Source organism: Brevundimonas aveniformis DSM 17977 (assembly GCF_000428765.1).
Taxonomy (GTDB): Bacteria; Pseudomonadota; Alphaproteobacteria; order Caulobacterales; family Caulobacteraceae; genus Brevundimonas; species Brevundimonas aveniformis.
On sequence record NZ_KE386797.1, the window covers coordinates 95,469 to 110,493 of the forward strand.

General features: G+C 64.0%; 27 protein-coding genes. All 27 read right to left on the bottom strand.

What is annotated here, in order from left to right; all coding sequences use genetic code 11:
- Window positions 1-58: 58 nt before the first annotated feature.
- The gene (rplQ, locus tag G391_RS0112545) at window positions 59-481 is read right to left on the bottom strand and encodes a 50S ribosomal protein L17 (protein WP_029087818.1); all 423 of its coding nucleotides are present in this window, start codon (window positions 479-481) and stop codon (window positions 59-61) included.
- A gap of 247 nt (window positions 482-728) precedes the next feature.
- Complete coding sequence (locus G391_RS0112550) at window positions 729-1,748, bottom strand: DNA-directed RNA polymerase subunit alpha (RefSeq protein ID WP_029087819.1); 1,020 nt, start codon at window positions 1,746-1,748, stop codon at window positions 729-731.
- A gap of 85 nt (window positions 1,749-1,833) precedes the next feature.
- Window positions 1,834-2,223 carry a 30S ribosomal protein S11 gene (gene rpsK, locus G391_RS0112555; RefSeq protein ID WP_029087820.1) on the bottom strand — a complete coding sequence of 130 codons (390 nt, stop codon included), beginning with the start codon at window positions 2,221-2,223 and terminating at the stop codon, window positions 1,834-1,836.
- 7 nt (window positions 2,224-2,230) lie between these two features.
- Window positions 2,231-2,599, bottom strand: a complete 369-nt coding sequence (rpsM, locus tag G391_RS0112560; RefSeq protein ID WP_029087821.1) for a 30S ribosomal protein S13 — start codon at window positions 2,597-2,599, stop codon at window positions 2,231-2,233.
- Between the two features lie 213 nt (window positions 2,600-2,812).
- Window positions 2,813-3,535, bottom strand: a complete 723-nt coding sequence (locus tag G391_RS0112565) for an energy transducer TonB (protein WP_051257382.1) — start codon at window positions 3,533-3,535, stop codon at window positions 2,813-2,815.
- Window positions 3,536-3,659: 124 nt separating this feature from the next.
- Window positions 3,660-4,220: an adenylate kinase gene (locus tag G391_RS0112570; protein WP_029087823.1), complete on the bottom strand. Its 561-nt coding sequence runs from the start codon at window positions 4,218-4,220 to the stop codon at window positions 3,660-3,662.
- 27 nt (window positions 4,221-4,247) lie between these two features.
- Window positions 4,248-5,606 carry a preprotein translocase subunit SecY gene (gene secY, locus G391_RS0112575; protein WP_029087824.1) on the bottom strand — a complete coding sequence of 453 codons (1,359 nt, stop codon included), beginning with the start codon at window positions 5,604-5,606 and terminating at the stop codon, window positions 4,248-4,250.
- 166 nt (window positions 5,607-5,772) lie between these two features.
- Window positions 5,773-6,252 carry a 50S ribosomal protein L15 gene (rplO, locus tag G391_RS0112580; RefSeq protein ID WP_029087825.1) on the bottom strand — a complete coding sequence of 160 codons (480 nt, stop codon included), beginning with the start codon at window positions 6,250-6,252 and terminating at the stop codon, window positions 5,773-5,775.
- A gap of 174 nt (window positions 6,253-6,426) precedes the next feature.
- Window positions 6,427-6,621: a 50S ribosomal protein L30 gene (gene rpmD, locus G391_RS0112585; protein WP_029087826.1), complete on the bottom strand. Its 195-nt coding sequence runs from the start codon at window positions 6,619-6,621 to the stop codon at window positions 6,427-6,429.
- Between the two features lie 2 nt (window positions 6,622-6,623).
- On the bottom strand, window positions 6,624-7,223 hold the full coding sequence (gene rpsE / locus G391_RS0112590; RefSeq protein WP_029087827.1) for a 30S ribosomal protein S5: 600 nt from the start codon (window positions 7,221-7,223) through the stop codon (window positions 6,624-6,626).
- 9 nt (window positions 7,224-7,232) lie between these two features.
- Window positions 7,233-7,595, bottom strand: coding sequence for a 50S ribosomal protein L18 (gene rplR / locus G391_RS0112595; RefSeq protein ID WP_029087828.1), 363 nt, complete (start codon window positions 7,593-7,595; stop codon window positions 7,233-7,235).
- A gap of 3 nt (window positions 7,596-7,598) precedes the next feature.
- The gene (rplF, locus tag G391_RS0112600; RefSeq protein WP_029087829.1) at window positions 7,599-8,132 is read right to left on the bottom strand and encodes a 50S ribosomal protein L6; all 534 of its coding nucleotides are present in this window, start codon (window positions 8,130-8,132) and stop codon (window positions 7,599-7,601) included.
- 1 nt (window position 8,133) lies between these two features.
- Complete coding sequence (gene rpsH, locus G391_RS0112605; protein ID WP_029087830.1) at window positions 8,134-8,532, bottom strand: 30S ribosomal protein S8; 399 nt, start codon at window positions 8,530-8,532, stop codon at window positions 8,134-8,136.
- A 14-nt stretch (window positions 8,533-8,546) separates the two neighbouring features.
- A complete protein-coding gene (gene rpsN / locus G391_RS0112610; RefSeq protein WP_029087831.1) occupies window positions 8,547-8,852 on the bottom strand; it encodes a 30S ribosomal protein S14 in 306 nt (101 codons plus the stop codon).
- A gap of 20 nt (window positions 8,853-8,872) precedes the next feature.
- Entirely contained in the window at window positions 8,873-9,430 is a 558-nt protein-coding gene (rplE, locus tag G391_RS0112615) for a 50S ribosomal protein L5 (protein WP_029087832.1), read from the bottom strand.
- Window positions 9,423-9,737, bottom strand: coding sequence for a 50S ribosomal protein L24 (gene rplX, locus G391_RS0112620; RefSeq protein ID WP_029087833.1), 315 nt, complete (start codon window positions 9,735-9,737; stop codon window positions 9,423-9,425). Before rplX ends, rplE begins: the two co-directional genes overlap by 8 nt.
- Complete coding sequence (rplN, locus tag G391_RS0112625) at window positions 9,737-10,105, bottom strand: 50S ribosomal protein L14 (protein ID WP_029087834.1); 369 nt, start codon at window positions 10,103-10,105, stop codon at window positions 9,737-9,739. Before rplN ends, rplX begins: the two co-directional genes overlap by 1 nt.
- Before the next feature lie 24 nt (window positions 10,106-10,129).
- Entirely contained in the window at window positions 10,130-10,381 is a 252-nt protein-coding gene (gene rpsQ, locus G391_RS0112630) for a 30S ribosomal protein S17 (protein ID WP_029087835.1), read from the bottom strand.
- Window positions 10,382-10,391: 10 nt separating this feature from the next.
- Window positions 10,392-10,586, bottom strand: coding sequence for a 50S ribosomal protein L29 (gene rpmC, locus G391_RS0112635; RefSeq protein WP_029087836.1), 195 nt, complete (start codon window positions 10,584-10,586; stop codon window positions 10,392-10,394).
- 14 nt (window positions 10,587-10,600) lie between these two features.
- On the bottom strand, window positions 10,601-11,032 hold the full coding sequence (gene rplP / locus G391_RS0112640) for a 50S ribosomal protein L16 (protein ID WP_029087837.1): 432 nt from the start codon (window positions 11,030-11,032) through the stop codon (window positions 10,601-10,603).
- A 3-nt stretch (window positions 11,033-11,035) separates the two neighbouring features.
- A complete protein-coding gene (rpsC, locus tag G391_RS0112645) occupies window positions 11,036-11,791 on the bottom strand; it encodes a 30S ribosomal protein S3 (RefSeq protein WP_029087838.1) in 756 nt (251 codons plus the stop codon).
- Window positions 11,791-12,171 (bottom strand): 50S ribosomal protein L22, encoded by a 381-nt coding sequence (gene rplV, locus G391_RS0112650; RefSeq protein ID WP_035304542.1) that lies wholly within the window; start codon window positions 12,169-12,171, stop codon window positions 11,791-11,793. The genes rpsC and rplV overlap by 1 nt, the downstream gene beginning before the upstream one ends.
- Before the next feature lie 3 nt (window positions 12,172-12,174).
- Window positions 12,175-12,453, bottom strand: coding sequence for a 30S ribosomal protein S19 (rpsS, locus tag G391_RS0112655; RefSeq protein ID WP_029087840.1), 279 nt, complete (start codon window positions 12,451-12,453; stop codon window positions 12,175-12,177).
- Window positions 12,454-12,456: 3 nt separating this feature from the next.
- Window positions 12,457-13,296 (bottom strand): 50S ribosomal protein L2, encoded by an 840-nt coding sequence (gene rplB, locus G391_RS0112660; protein ID WP_029087841.1) that lies wholly within the window; start codon window positions 13,294-13,296, stop codon window positions 12,457-12,459.
- Between the two features lie 4 nt (window positions 13,297-13,300).
- Window positions 13,301-13,618 (bottom strand): 50S ribosomal protein L23, encoded by a 318-nt coding sequence (locus G391_RS0112665; RefSeq protein WP_029087842.1) that lies wholly within the window; start codon window positions 13,616-13,618, stop codon window positions 13,301-13,303.
- Window positions 13,618-14,271: a 50S ribosomal protein L4 gene (gene rplD, locus G391_RS0112670; RefSeq protein ID WP_029087843.1), complete on the bottom strand. Its 654-nt coding sequence runs from the start codon at window positions 14,269-14,271 to the stop codon at window positions 13,618-13,620. The genes G391_RS0112665 and rplD overlap by 1 nt, the downstream gene beginning before the upstream one ends.
- A complete protein-coding gene (gene rplC / locus G391_RS0112675) occupies window positions 14,271-15,023 on the bottom strand; it encodes a 50S ribosomal protein L3 (protein ID WP_029087844.1) in 753 nt (250 codons plus the stop codon). The genes rplD and rplC overlap by 1 nt, the downstream gene beginning before the upstream one ends.
- Window positions 15,024-15,025 lie beyond the last annotated feature (2 nt).

The following is a 15,025-nucleotide window of genomic DNA, read 5'->3' on the forward strand; positions in this document are numbered from 1 at the left end:
GAAAAGGGCGGCCCGCTTGCGCGAACCGCCCCTTCTCAACCCGGACCTCAGTGAGAGGTTAGTCTTCGTCGCCGGCGAACATCGCAGCCTGGACCGGACCGGAGTCCTTGCCCTTTTCGGCGGTGTCGCGGTCAACAAATTCGATGACGGCCATCGGCGCATTGTCGCCATGACGGAAGCCGGCCTTCATGATGCGGATATAGCCGCCGTTGCGGTCGGCGTAGCGCGGGCCGAGCACTTCAAACAGCTTGCCGACCTGCTCGACGTCACGCACGCGGCTGATGGCCAGGCGGCGGTTCGCCAGCCCACCCTTCTTGGCCAGGGTCACCATCTTCTCGACGAAGGGGCGCAGTTCCTTGGCCTTGGGCAGGGTGGTGGTGATCTGCTCGTGCTTGATCAGCGAGGCGGCCATGTTGGCGAACATGGCGGTGCGGTGAGCCGAGGTGCGGCCCAGTTTACGGTGGGCGTTGCCGTGACGCATGGTCAAACTCCTTCAAGGAACGGCGGCACGCAGCCTTGCCGTCCCCCCAAAACAACCCGGAAACAAAAGCGCGTCGCCCGAATGGCGGCGGCCCGTTCCGAGGTCGGCCTCCTGACGGGAGCCGAAATCACCAGGACAGGGCTTTGGGAGCCTTCCCGGCGAATGATCACCGGAAAACCGGCTCTCATAATTTGGAAAAGGCCGGACCCTTTCAGGTCCGGCCCTCGCCGAAAGTTCTTTGGCCGACCTAGATCTGGTCGTCCATCTTCTTGGCCAGCTCTTCGATATTCTCCGGCGGCCAGGCCGGGACATCCATGCCCAACGACAGGCCCATCGAAGCGAGCACTTCCTTGATCTCGTTCAGCGACTTGCGGCCGAAGTTCGGGGTACGAAGCATTTCGCCCTCGGTCTTCTGGATCAGGTCGCCGATGTAGACGATGTTGTCGTTCTTCAGGCAGTTGGCCGAACGGACCGACAGTTCCAGCTCGTCGACCTTCTTGAGCAGGGCCGGGTTGAAGCCCAGGTCCGGGCCCGTATCGGTCGCCTCGACGGGGGCCTTGGGCTCTTCGAAGGTGATGAACAGCTGCAGCTGGTCCTGGAGGATACGCGCGGCATAGGCCACGGCGTCCACCGGGGTCACGGCCCCATTGGTTTCGACTTCGAGGGTCAGCTTGTCATAGTCCAGCGACTGGCCCTGACGGGTCGGCTCGACCTTGTAGGCCACCTTCTTGACCGGCGAGTACAGGGCGTCGACGGCGATCAGGCCGATCGGCGCGTCTTCGGGACGGTTGAACTCGGCGGGGACATAGCCCTTGCCGTTCTGGACCGTGAACTCCATGCGGATCTTGGCACCTTCATCGAGGGTGCAGATGACATGGTCGCCGTTCAGGATTTCGATGTCCGCCGGAGCGTCGATCTGCGAAGCCGTCACCGGACCCGGGCCTTCGGCCCGCAGCATCATGCGCTTGGGGCCTTCGGCGTGCATACGCAGGGCCAGCTGCTTGATGTTGAGCACAATGTCGACAACGTCTTCGCGCACGCCTTCCATCGAGGAAAACTCGTGGACGACGCCGTCAATGTGAACCGAGGTCACCGCAGCGCCCTGAAGCGAGGAGAGCAGCACGCGGCGCAGGGCATTGCCGAGCGTCACGCCGAAGCCCCGCTCCAGCGGCTCAACCGTCAGTTTCGCCTTGGTCGAGGCGTCCTTGCCGGTTTCGATCTGGGGCTTGTCGGGACGGGTGAGCTCTAGCCAGTTTCTTTCGATCATTATCGTCCCTCGAACGGGTTTCGCCGACCGTCAGAACCAGGGGTCAGGTTCCGCCGGTCGGCGTGTCAGGAATAAAAGTTGCGTCTTAGACGCGGCGACGCTTGGGCGGCCGGCAGCCGTTGTGCGGCATGGGCGTGACGTCGCGAATGGTGGTGATGGTCATACCGACGGCCTGAAGGGCGCGCAGAGCCGACTCGCGACCCGAACCGGGGCCCGCGACGTTGACTTCCAGCGTGCGAACGCCGTGCTCCATGGCCTTCTTGCCGGCATCTTCAGCGGCCATCTGGGCGGCATACGGGGTCGACTTGCGCGAACCCTTGAAGCCCATGGCACCGGCCGACGACCACGAAATCGCATTGCCCTGCGCGTCCGTGATCGTGATCATGGTGTTGTTGAACGAGGCATTCACGTGCGCCACGCCCGAGGTGATGTTCTTGCGTTCGCGCTTCTTGAGGCGCTCAGGAGCCTTGGCCATCTAGATCTTACTTCTTCTTGCCGGCGATCGGCTTGGCAGGACCCTTGCGGGTGCGAGCGTTGGTGTGGGTGCGCTGGCCGCGGACCGGCAGGCCCTTACGGTGACGCAGGCCGCGATAGCAGGCCAGGTCCATCAGACGCTTGATGTTCATCGACGTCTCGCGGCGCAGGTCGCCTTCAACGGTGAACTCACGGTCGATCGTTTCACGGATTTGCAGAACTTCTGCGTCGGTCAGCTGATTGACGCGACGGGCAGAGTCGATGCCGACCTGCTCCATGATCGTCTTCGCAGACTGCGGGCCGATGCCATGAATGTACTGCAGCGCGATTTCGACGCGCTTGTTGGTCGGAATGTTGACGCCAGCGATACGGGCCAAGGTATTGATTCTCCAGTACGCACAACAGACGCGAACGGCGACCCGGCCCAATATCTCAAGCCTGGCGCTGATCGCGTCTTTCGCGGAAGCGCGCCGTTATACAGGGGATTCCGTGCGCGTCAACGGGTTGGCAAGGGATTCTCTCAAGGGAATTCTCACCGGCCCGGTCGACTAAATGGTGACGCGCGCGTCAAGTTCAAGCCGGGGGCGCTCCTAAGGTGGGAAGTCGACCCCGATGATGATGTCCGAATTGTCCACCGGGCGGCCCTGGCCGTCCGTGGGGGGGCGCCAACGATAATGCGGGGCCAGGGACAGGGCCGCCTGCCCCAGGCGGCTGCCCGGCGGCATCTCACGCGTGACCGAGCACCCCTCCATTCGTCCGTCCAGGCGGATGCGGCACCTCATCTCGGCACGCCCCACACGCCGGACCGCCAGGCCGGTTCGGGGCTGGGCTCTACGGATTTGATCCAGAGACGGGCCAGACAGCAAGACCGCACGCCCGGCCCCCGAGCCTGGTCCTGAACCGGCCCCGACACCCGATCCGGTCCCGGTCCCCTGTCCGCCCTGCCCTCGACCCTCTCCGGCGGTGTTGAGGGGAGAGGCTCCGATCGTCTGAACGGGCTCGGGAGCCGGCTCCGGCGGGGCGTAGATCTCAGGCTCCACCGGTCTCGGCGGCGGTTCGGCCGGGCGAACACGAGACGGGGTGGCGGGGGCTCCCCCGCCGGCCTGCGGAGACACGGGCCGCGGCGGCTCAGGCGGAGGCTCGCGTTCGGGCCGGATCAGCTCAACAAGTATCGGGGGGGCGGGTATGCTGGGTACATAGCGCGGCTGAACCAGGATCAGGCCGGCGAACAGCAGGGCATGGGCCAGGACAACGACCAGCACCAGACCGGCCTTGCGAACAGCGGGCTTGTGGAACACGTCCTGGGCCGACATCGAAGCGCGCACCTCCATCCAGGAACAGGGCAGCCAAACAGGCCCCGCTTTGGGATGAACGCACCCGACGGCCTTTCGATCAAGACGTCCGGCAGTTTGTTGTGTCAGGAGCGCGAAGGCAGCCTTAGCCGAGAACGGCGTCGATTTCCGCAGCCACGGCTTCGACAGAGCCCATGCCGTCGATTTCGGCCAGCTTGCCCTGGTCGCCGTAGTACGGCAGCAGGGGCGCGGTCTGGGCATTGTAGGCCGCCAGGCGCGTCACAAACGTCTCGGGATTGTCGTCAGGACGGCCCTGGTCTTCGAACCGCTTGGTCACGCGCTCGATCAGGCGATCCTCATCGACCTTGAGCCGGATGACGTGATCGATGCGGGCACCGCGGCGCTCCAGCATCTCGTCCAGGGCCTCGGCCTGGGCCAGGGTCCGCGGGAAGCCGTCGAAGATGGCCCCGCCGGCATCCTCGGCCTCATCCAGCTTCAGCTCGATCAGGGCGATGACGATATTGTCCGGCACGAGATGCCCGGCGTCCATAATCGCCTTGCAGCGTTGACCGATCTCGGCCCCCTCGGCGATGGCGGCCCGCAGCATATCACCCGTCGACAACTGGATCATGCCGCGCTCAGCGACCAGACGCTTGGCCTGGGTGCCTTTGCCGGCGGCGGGCGGTCCAAACAGAATCAGGTTCAAGGCCAAGGTGTCCTCCCTCGTCCCGACTTAGCGTCGTCCGCCCCGTCCGCGCAACTTGGCTTTCTTGATCAGCCCCTCATACTGATGGCTCAGCAGATGCGACTGGATCTGGGCCACCGTATCCATGGTCACAGACACCATGATGAGGATGGACGTGCCGCCCAGCGCCGTAACAATCGTCAGCCGACCGAGTTGGGAGATCCCGACCTCCGGCACCAGACAGACGATGGCGATATAGGCCGCCCCGATCGTGGTCAAACGCGTCAGGACATAGTCCAGATACTCCGCCGTGCGCTTGCCCGGACGGATGCCCGGCAGGAAGCCACCGTACTTGCGCAGGTTCTCGGCGGTGTCTTCGGGGTTGAACACGATCGAGGTGTAGAAGAAGCAGAAAAAGACAATCAGGAAGCCGTACAGCGCCATGAACACGGGTTGGCCGTGCTGGAGGTGCGGCATGACGGTATTCAGCCACTGGAGCCAGGACGGGACCGCTTCGGGATTCTGGGCCAGCATGGTCGACACCGTCGTCGGCAGCAGCAGCAGCGACGAGGCGAAGATCGGCGGGATGACCCCGGCGGTATTGACCTTCAGCGGCAGGAACGAGCTCTCGCCGCCCACCATGCGGTTGCCCTGTTGGCGCTTCGGATACTGGATCAGAAGGCGGCGCTGGGCCCGTTCCATGAAAACGATAGCCACGACCAGCACCACTGACAGCGCCAGGATGGCAAACAGCAGGAAGGCCGAAATCTGGCCCTGACGGGTCAGTTCGAACAGCTGGGCCAGCGACTGCGGCAGGACCGCCACAATACCGGCGAAGATGATCAGCGAGATGCCGTTGCCGACACCGCGCGCCGTCACCTGCTCACCCAGCCACATCAGGAACATGGTGCCGCCCGTCAGGGTGGTCACCGTCGTCAGAACAAAGAAGACGCCGGGATCATTGGCCACGCCCTGCAGGCTCATGGCGATACCGAACGACTGGGCAATGGCCAAGGCCACCGTCAGATAACGGGTGTACTGGTTCAGCTGCTTGCGACCGGCCTCGCCACCTTCCTTGCGCAGCTTTTCCCACGGCGGATAAACCGCCCCGAGCAACTGCACGATGATCGAGGCCGAAATGTACGGCATCACGTTCAGCGCGAAGATGGCCATCCGTTCCACGGCGCCGCCGGAGAACATATTGACCATGCCCAGGATGCCCTGGGACTGGTTCTGGAACGCCTGAGCGAACGCATCGACGTTCAGGCCCGGGATCGGGATGTAGGTGCCCAGGCGATAGACGATCATGGCCGCCAGGGTGAACCAAAGGCGTGCGTGCAGGTCCTTCGCCTTGGCGAAAGTGCCCACGTTCAGATTTGCAGCTAGCTGTTCTGCGGCCGAAGCCATTCCGATACCCCGCGACTTGTCGTCGTCAGATAGGTGGTTGGACGGCGAGATGCGAGGCCCGCCGACCGGATTCGTCATCCCGGCCGAAGCGGAGCGGAGAGCCGGGACCTAAACACCATCTGGGCTTAGGCCCCGGATCGCGCTCACGCGCGCCCGGGGTGACGCCTTAGGCTTCTTCGGTCTTGGCCGGACGGGCCTGTTCGACCGAACCACCGGCGGCCTCGATGGCCTTCACGGCCGAGGCGGAGGCCGACCAGACCTTGAGGTTCAGCTTGCCCTTGATCTCGCCGTGACCCAGCAGGCGCACGCCATCCTTGGCGCGACGGATCACACCAGCGGCAATCAGGGCATCGGCGTCGATGACCTTCTTGGCGTCGAGCTTCTTGCCTTCGATGGCCTTGGCCAGGCGCCACAGGTTCACCTCGGCCAGCTTCAGGGCACCAGGATTGTTGAAGCCGCGCTTGGGCATGCGCATGTGTAGCGGCATCTGACCGCCTTCAAAGCCCAGCAGAGACACGCCGGTCCGGGACTTCTGGCCCTTGACACCGCGTCCCGAGGTCTTGCCTTTGCCCGAACCCGGGCCACGGCCGACGCGCATGCGCTTTTTGTGAGCGCCTTCGTTGTCGCGCAGTTCATTCAGTTTCATCTGCCTGGTCCTTTCGGTCTCTAGCGCCCGGCGATGGCCGGACTCGGCGTTTGGAAAACGAAAGTGGCGAGTGGCGAGTGGTTAGTGGCGAGTCAAGGAAAAACGACCGGACCGGCCTCTCCCTACTCGCCACTCGCCACTAACCACTCGCCACTCCCGCTCAACGAGCGGGGCTTACTTTTCGACGATCTCGGTCAGGTGGGCGACCTTGGCGATCATGCCGCGCACAGACGGCGTGTCCTCAAGAGTCGATTCCCGGCCCATCCGGTTCAGGCCCAACCCGATCAGGGTGGCGCGCTGATCCGGTCTGCGGCGGATCGGGCTGCCTGTCTGACGGACGGTCACCGTGACGGTTTCTTTCTTGGCCATGATCAGGACTCCGCGGCTTCAGTCGCGGCTTCCGGCGACGAGGCACCATCGGCGCGACGGCCCATGATGTCGGCAACCTTCTTGCCACGCTTGTTGGCGACCTGGCGCGGCGACGACTGACCCTTCAGGGCCTCGAAGGTGGCGCGCACCATGTTGTACGGGTTCGACGAGCCCTTGGACTTGCCGACCACGTCCTGGACGCCCAGGGTTTCAAGGACGGCACGCATCGGACCGCCGGCGATCACGCCGGTGCCCGGAGGGGCCGAACGGATCATGATCTTGCCGGCACCCCAGCGGCCTTCGCCGTCGTGGTGCAGGGTGCGCGATTCCCGCAGGGGAACGCGGATCATGGACTTCTTGGCTTCTTCGGTGGCCTTGCGGATAGCTTCCGGCACTTCACGGGCCTTGCCGTGACCGAAGCCGACGCGGCCCTTCTGATCACCGACCACCATCAGGGCGGCAAACGAGAAGCGACGACCACCCTTCACGGTGGCGGCGACGCGGTTGATGTGGACCAGCTTCTCGACGATGTCGCTTTCGGGGCCTTCGGCTTCCGGGGTGCGACGGTCGCGGCGATCACCACGTTGGGGTTCACGAGCCATGATCGATCCTTAGAACTTGAGGCCGGCTTCGCGCGCGGCGTCGGCCAGGGCCTTGACCCGACCGTGATAGATGTAGCCACCGCGGTCGAACACCACCTCGGTGACGCCCGCCTTGACGGCGCGCTCGGCGATCAGTTTGCCGATCCGGGCCGCCGCATCGACGTCCGAACCTTTTTGCTTCTTGCCCTTTTCGCCTTCCAGCGAAGAGGCCGACGCCAGAGTCTTGCCCTCGGCGTCATCGATGATCTGGGCCGAGATGTTCTTGTCCGAGCGGTAGACCGACAGACGCGGACGACCGTTCGCCAGAGACTTCAGGCGGCGACGATTGCGCTCGGCGCGGCGCTTGGCGATTTGAAGAGCGGAAAGAGCCATGACCTACTTCTTCTTGCCTTCCTTGCGACGCACGGTTTCACCGGCGTAGCGGATGCCCTTGCCCTTGTAGGGCTCCGGCGGACGGTACTTGCGGATCTTGGCGGCGACCTCACCGACGACCTGCTTGTCGATGCCCGAGATCTTGATCTCGGTTTGCTTCGGCACGGCGAAGCTGACACCGGCGGGCGGGTCGACATCGACGTCATGCGACAGGCCCAGTTGCAGCGACAGGGCATTGCCCTTCATCGCGGCACGATAGCCCACCCCGACCAGTTCGAGCGTGCGCTCGAAGCCCTCGGAGACGCCGGTGACCATGTTGCCGACCAGCGAACGCGACAGGCCCCACATCGAACGGGCACGCGGGGTGTCGTCACGCGGAGCCAGCGTAAGTTCGCCGTTCTCGAGCTTGAGTTCGATCTCAGGTGCGACCGACCAGGTCAGTTCGCCCTTGGGACCCTTCACCTTGACGGTCTGGCCGTCGAGGGTGACCGTGGTGCCGTTCGGCACGACGATCGGCTGTTTTCCGATACGGGACATCTTAGTACACCTTGCAGAGCACTTCGCCGCCGACATTGGCTTCGCGGGCGGCGGCGTCGGACATCACGCCCTTGGACGTCGACAGGATCGAAATGCCCAGGCCGTTCTTAATCGGCTTGAGATCCGAGATCGACGAATAGACGCGGCGGCCCGGCTTGGAGACGCGGCTGATTTCGGCAATGACCGGCTGGCCGTCGAAATACTTCAGCTCGATTTCGAACTGCGGGAATTCGCCGGGGTTTTCCACGATCTTGTAACCGCGGATGTAGCCTTCATCGGCCAGCACATCCAGGACGCGCTGACGCAGCTTCGACGCCGGGGTGAGCACCGATGAACGCTTGCGGGTCGCAGCGTTCTTGATGCGGGCGATCATGTCGCTGAGGGGATCGTTGATCATCATGGTCGGATCTCCTCTTACCAGCTCGACTTGGTCATGCCGGGGATCTGGCCCAGCGAGGCCAGTTCGCGCAGCGCCACGCGGCTCATGTGGAGCTTGCGATAGTAGGCGCGCGGACGACCGGTGACTTCACAGCGGTTGCGGATGCGGGTGGCGGAGCCGTTGCGCGGCAGGGCGGCGAGTTTGAGGCGGGCCTCAAAACGCTCTTCCAGCGGACGCGATTCGTCGTTGGCGATGGCCTTCAGCTCGGCGCGCTTGTCGGCTTGCCTGGCGACGAGGGCCTTGACGGCTTCGTTACGGTTGATGGCGGACTTCTTAGCCATGGATCTCTTCCCTTCCCGCCCTAGTTATTGAACGGGAACTTGAACTCGGCGAGGAGAGCCTTGGCTTCCTCGTCGGTCTTGGCCGTGGTGCAGACAATGATGTCCATGCCCCACATCTGATCGATCTGGTCGTAGTTGATCTCGGGGAACACGATGTGCTCCTTCAGGCCCATGGCGTAGTTGCCACGACCGTCGAAGGACGTGCCCTTCAGGCCCCGGAAATCCTTCACGCGCGGCAGGGCGATCGTGATCAGACGGTCCAGAAACTCATACATGCGGTCCTGACGCAGGGTGACCTTGGCACCGATGACCATGCCTTCGCGCAGCTTGAAGCCGGCGATGGAGTTACGGGCCTTGGTGGCCACCGGCTTCTGGCCGGCGATGGCTTCCAGGTCCTTCATGGCGGCGGCGGCCTTCTTGGAGTCCGCCACAGCTTCACCGATGCCCATGTTCAGGACGATCTTGTCCAGCTTGGGCACCTGCATCTCGTTGGTGTAACCGAACTTCTCGGTCATCGCCTGGCGAATGCGGGCCTGATAGTCGCCCTTCAGGCGCGGGGTGTATTGAGCGTCAGCCATTGATGGCGTCCCCCGTGGTCTTGGCGAAGCGGACCTTCTTGTCACCGTCCATGCGGAAGCCGACGCGGGTCGGCTTGCCCTTGGCGTCGACCAGGGCGACGTTCGACAGGTGGATCGAGGCTTCCTTGTTGACGATGCCGCCCTGCGGGTTACCCGCCGACGGACGCGTGTGGCGCTGGACGACCTGGATGCCCTGGACAACCACGCGGTTGTCCGACGGGATCACGCGCAGCACCTTGCCGGTGCGGCCCTTGTCCTTGCCGGTGAGGACGACGACATCGTCCCCCTTCTTGATCTTGGCGGCCATTACAGGACCTCCGGAGCGAGCGAGATGATCTTCATGTGGTTCTTGGCGCGCAGCTCGCGCGGAACCGGTCCGAAGATCCGGGTTCCCACCGGCTCATTCTGCTTGTTGACGATGACGGCGGCCGAGGTGTCGAAACGGATGACCGAACCGTCCTTGCGCTGGATGTCCTTGGCGGTGCGAACGACGACGGCGCGCAGCACGTCCCCCTTCTTCACGCGACCGCGCGGGATGGCTTCTTTGACGGACACGACGATCGTGTCGCCCACCGAGGCGTAGCGGCGCTTGGAGCCGCCGAGCACCTTGATGCACATGACCCGGCGCGCGCCCGAATTGTCGGCAACGTCCAGGTTAGTTTGCATCTGGATCATGGGATCAGACCTTCTCTAACTCGTTCAGGCCGAGGCCTTGGCATCGTCGCCGGAATAGACTTCCCAGCGCTTCAGCTTCGACTTCGGGGCACACTCACGAATGCGAGCCACATCGCCGACCTTCAGCGAGTTGGCCTCATCATGGGCGTGATACTTCTTGGACTGACGAACAGTCTTCTTGAACAGCGGGTGCAGCAGGGTGCGCTCGACCTTGACGACGACAGTCTTGTCGCCCTTGTCGGAAACGACCACGCCTTCCAGAATTCTCTTGGGCATCGGGTTTTCCTTAGGCCTGGCGCTGCTGGCGTTGCAGCGTCTTGATGCGCGCGATGGTCTTCTTGACCTCGCCCACACGGTGGGTCTTCTCCATCTGGCCGGTGGCGGCCTGGAAACGGAGATTGAACTGTTCCTTCTTCAGCGACAGGAGCTCTTCCTGCAGCTGATCGGCGGTCTTGCCGCGAAGATCGGTGATCTTGGTCATGGTCCGATCCTTTCCTAGTGCTCGACCGCGACGCCGGCGTCGAGGCGGGTGACGACCTTGGTACGAACCGGCAGCTTGGCCGCGCCCAGACGCAGGGCCTCACGCGCGACATCGTCCGGCACGCCGTCGATCTCAAACATGATGCGACCCGGAGCCACGCGAGCGGCCCAGAAATCAACAGCGCCCTTGCCCTTACCCATGCGGACTTCAGCCGGCTTGCCGGAAACCGGCACGTCCGGGAAGATGCGGATCCAGACACGGCCCTGACGCTTCATCTGGCGGGTGATCGCGCGGCGGGCCGCTTCGATCTGGCGCGCCGTGATGCGCTCGGGTTCCATCGACTTCAGGCCGTAGGAGCCGAAGTTCAGCGAGAAGCCGCCCTTGGCCGAGCCGTGGATACGGCCCTTGAACGCCTTGCGGTACTTGGTTTTCTTGGGTGACAGCATGACCTAGTTCTCACGTCCCCGGTCGCGACGCGGGCCACGATCCCCACGGGGACCACCGCGCTCACGGCCTTCATTCGACGACGGACCCGAGGCTTCCTGGGCCCAACGCTTGTCCTGGGCCATCGGATCGTGCTCGAGCACTTCACCTTTGAACACCCAGACCTTCACGCCGATGATGCCGTAGGTCGTCTTGGCTTCGGTGAAGCCATAGTCGATGTCGGCGCGCAGGGTGTGCAGCGGCACACGGCCTTCGCGGTACCACTCCATACGAGCGATTTCAGCACCGCCCAGACGACCCGACACATTGATCCGAATACCCTTGGCACCCAGACGAATAGCCGACTGCATCGCGCGCTTCATGGCGCGACGGAAGGCGATACGGCGCTCGAGCTGCTGAGCGATGTTCTCAGCGACGAGCTGGGCATCGACTTCGGGCTTGCGAACTTCGACCAGGTTCAGGAACACTTCACCTTCGGTCATCGCCGAGATCTCCTTGCGGAGTTTCTCGATGTCAGCGCCCTTCTTGCCGATCACGACGCCCGGACGGGCAGCGTAGATGGTGATACGGCACTTCTTGTGCGGACGCTCGATGATGATGCGCGACACGCCGGCACCCGACAGGCGTTCCTTGAGCCACTCGCGCAGCTTCAGGTCCTGATGCAGGAGGCGTGCGTAGTCCTGGCCACCGGCGAACCAGCGGCTGTCCCAGGTACGGTTGATGCCGAGCCGCAGCCCGACCGGATTAACTTTCTGACCCATCAGGCGGCCTCACCCAGCTCGCGCACAACGATGGTGATCTCGCTGAACGGCTTTTCGATGCGCGAAGCCCGACCGCGTGCGCGGGCGGCGAAACGCTTCATCACCAGATTCTTGCCCACGAAGGCCTCGGCGACCACCAGGGAGTCGATGTCGAGGTTGTGGTTGTTTTCGGCATTCGAGACGGCCGAATACAGCGCCTTGCGAACATCCTTGGCGATGCGCTTGCGGCTGAACTCGAGCTCGTTGAGCGCCTTCTGCACCGGCAGACCGCGGATCGACTGAGCGACCAGGTTCAGCTTCTGAGGGCTGATGCGGACGTTGACGACCTTGGCGCGGGCCTCGGTCGCACCGACGCGACGGGGGTTCTTGGTCTTGGCCATCGGTTACTTCCTCTTGGCCTTCTTGTCCGCCGCGTGGCCCGGGAAGTTCCGGGTCGGGGCGAACTCGCCGAACTTCATGCCGACCATGTCCTCGCTGACCAGCACGGGAACGTGCTTTTGGCCGTTGTGGACACCAAAGGTCAGGCCGACGAACTGCGGCAGGATGGTTGAACGACGCGACCAGGTCTTGATCACGTCCTTGCGGCCCGAAGACGACGCGGCATCAGCCTTCTTGAGAAGGTAGCCGTCGACGAAGGGGCCTTTCCAGGCGGAACGGGTCATCGCTTACCGAGCCTTCTTCGCTTTGTGACGCGAGCGGATGATGAACTTGTCCGTCGCCTTGTTCTTGCGGGTCTTGCGGCCCTTGGTCGGCTGGCCCGTCGGGCTAACCGGGTGGCGGCCACCCGAGGTGCGGCCTTCACCGCCGCCGTGCGGGTGGTCGATCGGGTTCATGGCCACGCCGCGAACGTGCGGGCGGAAGCCCATGTGACGCTTGCGACCAGCCTTGCCCAGGTTCTGGTTCATGTGGTCCGAGTTGGACACGGCACCGACCGTGGCCATGCAGCCATCCAGAACCATCCGCAGCTCGCCCGAACCCAAACGGATCTGAGCGTAGCCAGCGTCGCGGCCGACCAGCTGGGCGTAAGAGCCGGCCGAGCGGGCCATCTGGCCGCCCTTCTCGGGCTTCATCTCGATGTTGTGGATGATCGTACCGATCGGCATCGAGCGCAGCGGCATGGCATTGCCCGGCTTCACGTCGGCCTTCTCGGCCGCGATCACCTGATCACCGGCCTTGAGGCGTTGCGGAGCCAGGATGTAGGCCTTTTCGCCATCCTCATAGGTGATCAGCGCGATGAAGGCGGTCCGGTTCGGATCGTACTCCAGACGCTCGACTGTGCCGACCGCGTCCCACTTGCGACGCTTGAAGTCGATCTTGCGGTACAGGCGCTTGGCCCCGCCGCCGCGGAAGCGGACGGCGATACGGCCGCCGGCGCCACGCCCACCCGACTTGGTCAGACCCTCGACGAGGCTCTTTTCCGGGCGGCCCTTGTGGAGCTCGGAGCGGTCGATCAACACCAGGGCGCGACGGCCCGGCGAAGTCGGATTGTAGGTCTTCAGAGCCATGGTCCTAGAGCCCCGTGGTCACGTCAATGGACTGGCCTTCGGCCAGGGTGACGATCGCCTTCTTGACGTCCTTGCGGCGTCCCTTGATGCCACGGAAACGCTTGGTCTTGCCCTTCTGCACCAGGGTATTGACCTTGGTGACCTGGACCTTGAACAGCGCCTCAACGGCAGCGGCGATCTCGTCCTTGGAGGCGTCGTCGGCCACCTTGAAGACAACCTTGTTGTGCTCGGACAGCACGGTCGACTTCTCGGTGATCACCGGCGCCAGGACGGTGTCGTAGTGGCGGGCAGTCGCCGCCGATTTGGTCTGCTTGGCGGCCATTACGCGGCTTCCTTCTCAGACTTGGCCTCGCCCGAGAAACGCGCGTGGACGGCGTCCACCGCTTCCTTGGTCAGGACCAGCTTTTCGGCCCGCAGGATGTCATAGACGTTCAAGCCGGCGTTCGGCAGCACGTCGATGTGCGGGATGTTGCGAGCCGCCAGGCCGAAGTTCTTGTCGACTTCGGTACCGGCGATGATCAGCGCCTTGGTCCAGCCCAGCTTGCCGAGCGTGGTACGCAGGGCGGCGGTCTTCGGATCCTTCAGCGTAGCGGCGTCCAGGATCACCAGATCACCCGACTGCGCCTTGGCGCTGAGCGCGTGCTTGAGAGCCAGGGCGCGGATCTTCTTGGGCAGGTCGGTCGCATGCGAGCGAACAACCGGACCGAAGGCGCGCGAACCACCGACGAACTGCGGGGCCCGACGCGAACCGTGACGAGCGCCGCCGGTCCCCTTCTGCTTGTACATCTTCTTGCCGGTGCGGCTGTTCTCGTTACGCGTCTGAACCTTGTGGGTTCCGGCGCGGCGCTTGGCCAGCTGCCACACGACACAACGCTGCAGGATGTCCGCGCGGATCTCCTTGATCCCGAAGACGTCGTCGTTCAGCTCGATGTCGCCGGCGGCCTTGCCGTCCAGCTTGGTGACGGAGAGTTTCATCAGGCTTCGTCCCCGTTGGTTTCAGCGGCCGGAGCTTCTTCGGCCGGCGTTTCCGCAGCGGCCTTCGGAGCAGCGCCCGACGTCTTGAAGGCACCCGGAACCGGCGCGCCCTCGGGCAGCTTGCCCTTCACGGCGTCGCGGACGTTGACGTAGGTGCCGTCATGGCCGGGGACAGCGCCCTTGACCAGGATCAGGCCACGCTCGGCGTCAACACGAACGATGGTGAGGTTCTGGGTGGTGACAGTCTCGGTCCCGTAGTGACCGGCCATCTTCTTGCCCGGGAAGGTCCGGCCCGGATCCTGGCGGTTACCCGTCGAACCGTGCGAGCGGTGCGACACCGACACGCCGTGCGTGGCGCGCAGGCCGCCGAAGTTCCAGCGCTTCATGGCCCCGGCGAAACCCTTACCGATGGTTTCACCCTGGATGTCGACCAGCTGGCCTTCGACGAAGTGGTCAGCAGTCAGCTCGGCACCGACGTCGATGAGGTTGCCCTCGGCGACGCGGAACTCGCGAACGACGCGCTTGGGCTCGACTTCAGCCTTGGCGAAGTTGGCGCGCTCAGCCTTGGTGGTGTTCTTGGCCTTCTTAGAGCCGGCACCGAGCTGAAGCGCGACGTAGCCGTCACGATCCTTGGTGCGCTGACCGACGACCTGGCAGCCATCGAGCGAAAGCACAGTGACGCCGACCTGCTGGCCGTCGTCTGCGAAAATGCGGGTCATGCCCACTTTCTTGGCGATCAGACCGGTACGCATCG

Coding starts and splice junctions, on each gene's coding strand:
- rplQ (WP_029087818.1), bottom strand. CDS start 481: ATGCGTCACGGCAACGCCCACCGTAAACTGGGCCGCACCTCGGCTCAC.
- G391_RS0112550 (WP_029087819.1), bottom strand. CDS start 1,748: ATGATCGAAAGAAACTGGCTAGAGCTCACCCGTCCCGACAAGCCCCAG.
- rpsK (WP_029087820.1), bottom strand. CDS start 2,223: ATGGCCAAGGCTCCTGAGCGCCTCAAGAAGCGCGAACGCAAGAACATC.
- G391_RS0112565 (WP_051257382.1), bottom strand. CDS start 3,535: ATGTCGGCCCAGGACGTGTTCCACAAGCCCGCTGTTCGCAAGGCCGGT.
- secY (WP_029087824.1), bottom strand. CDS start 5,606: ATGGCTTCGGCCGCAGAACAGCTAGCTGCAAATCTGAACGTGGGCACT.
- rplO (WP_029087825.1), bottom strand. CDS start 6,252: ATGAAACTGAATGAACTGCGCGACAACGAAGGCGCTCACAAAAAGCGC.
- rpmD (WP_029087826.1), bottom strand. CDS start 6,621: ATGGCCAAGAAAGAAACCGTCACGGTGACCGTCCGTCAGACAGGCAGC.
- rpsE (WP_029087827.1), bottom strand. CDS start 7,223: ATGGCTCGTGAACCCCAACGTGGTGATCGCCGCGACCGTCGCACCCCG.
- rplR (WP_029087828.1), bottom strand. CDS start 7,595: ATGGCTCTTTCCGCTCTTCAAATCGCCAAGCGCCGCGCCGAGCGCAAT.
- rplF (WP_029087829.1), bottom strand. CDS start 8,132: ATGTCCCGTATCGGAAAACAGCCGATCGTCGTGCCGAACGGCACCACG.
- rpsH (WP_029087830.1), bottom strand. CDS start 8,532: ATGATGATCAACGATCCCCTCAGCGACATGATCGCCCGCATCAAGAAC.
- rpsN (WP_029087831.1), bottom strand. CDS start 8,852: ATGGCTAAGAAGTCCGCCATCAACCGTAACGAAGCCGTCAAGGCCCTC.
- rplE (WP_029087832.1), bottom strand. CDS start 9,430: ATGGCTGACGCTCAATACACCCCGCGCCTGAAGGGCGACTATCAGGCC.
- rplX (WP_029087833.1), bottom strand. CDS start 9,737: ATGGCCGCCAAGATCAAGAAGGGGGACGATGTCGTCGTCCTCACCGGC.
- rplN (WP_029087834.1), bottom strand. CDS start 10,105: ATGATCCAGATGCAAACTAACCTGGACGTTGCCGACAATTCGGGCGCG.
- rpsQ (WP_029087835.1), bottom strand. CDS start 10,381: ATGCCCAAGAGAATTCTGGAAGGCGTGGTCGTTTCCGACAAGGGCGAC.
- rpmC (WP_029087836.1), bottom strand. CDS start 10,586: ATGACCAAGATCACCGATCTTCGCGGCAAGACCGCCGATCAGCTGCAG.
- rplP (WP_029087837.1), bottom strand. CDS start 11,032: ATGCTGTCACCCAAGAAAACCAAGTACCGCAAGGCGTTCAAGGGCCGT.
- rpsC (WP_029087838.1), bottom strand. CDS start 11,791: ATGGGTCAGAAAGTTAATCCGGTCGGGCTGCGGCTCGGCATCAACCGT.
- rplV (WP_035304542.1), bottom strand. CDS start 12,171: ATGGCCAAGACCAAGAACCCCCGTCGCGTCGGTGCGACCGAGGCCCGC.
- rpsS (WP_029087840.1), bottom strand. CDS start 12,453: ATGACCCGTTCCGCCTGGAAAGGCCCCTTCGTCGACGGCTACCTTCTC.
- rplB (WP_029087841.1), bottom strand. CDS start 13,296: ATGGCTCTGAAGACCTACAATCCGACTTCGCCGGGCCGTCGCGCCCTG.
- G391_RS0112665 (WP_029087842.1), bottom strand. CDS start 13,618: ATGGCCGCCAAGCAGACCAAATCGGCGGCGACTGCCCGCCACTACGAC.
- rplD (WP_029087843.1), bottom strand. CDS start 14,271: ATGAAACTCTCCGTCACCAAGCTGGACGGCAAGGCCGCCGGCGACATC.
- rplC (WP_029087844.1), bottom strand. CDS start 15,023: ATGCGTACCGGTCTGATCGCCAAGAAAGTGGGCATGACCCGCATTTTC.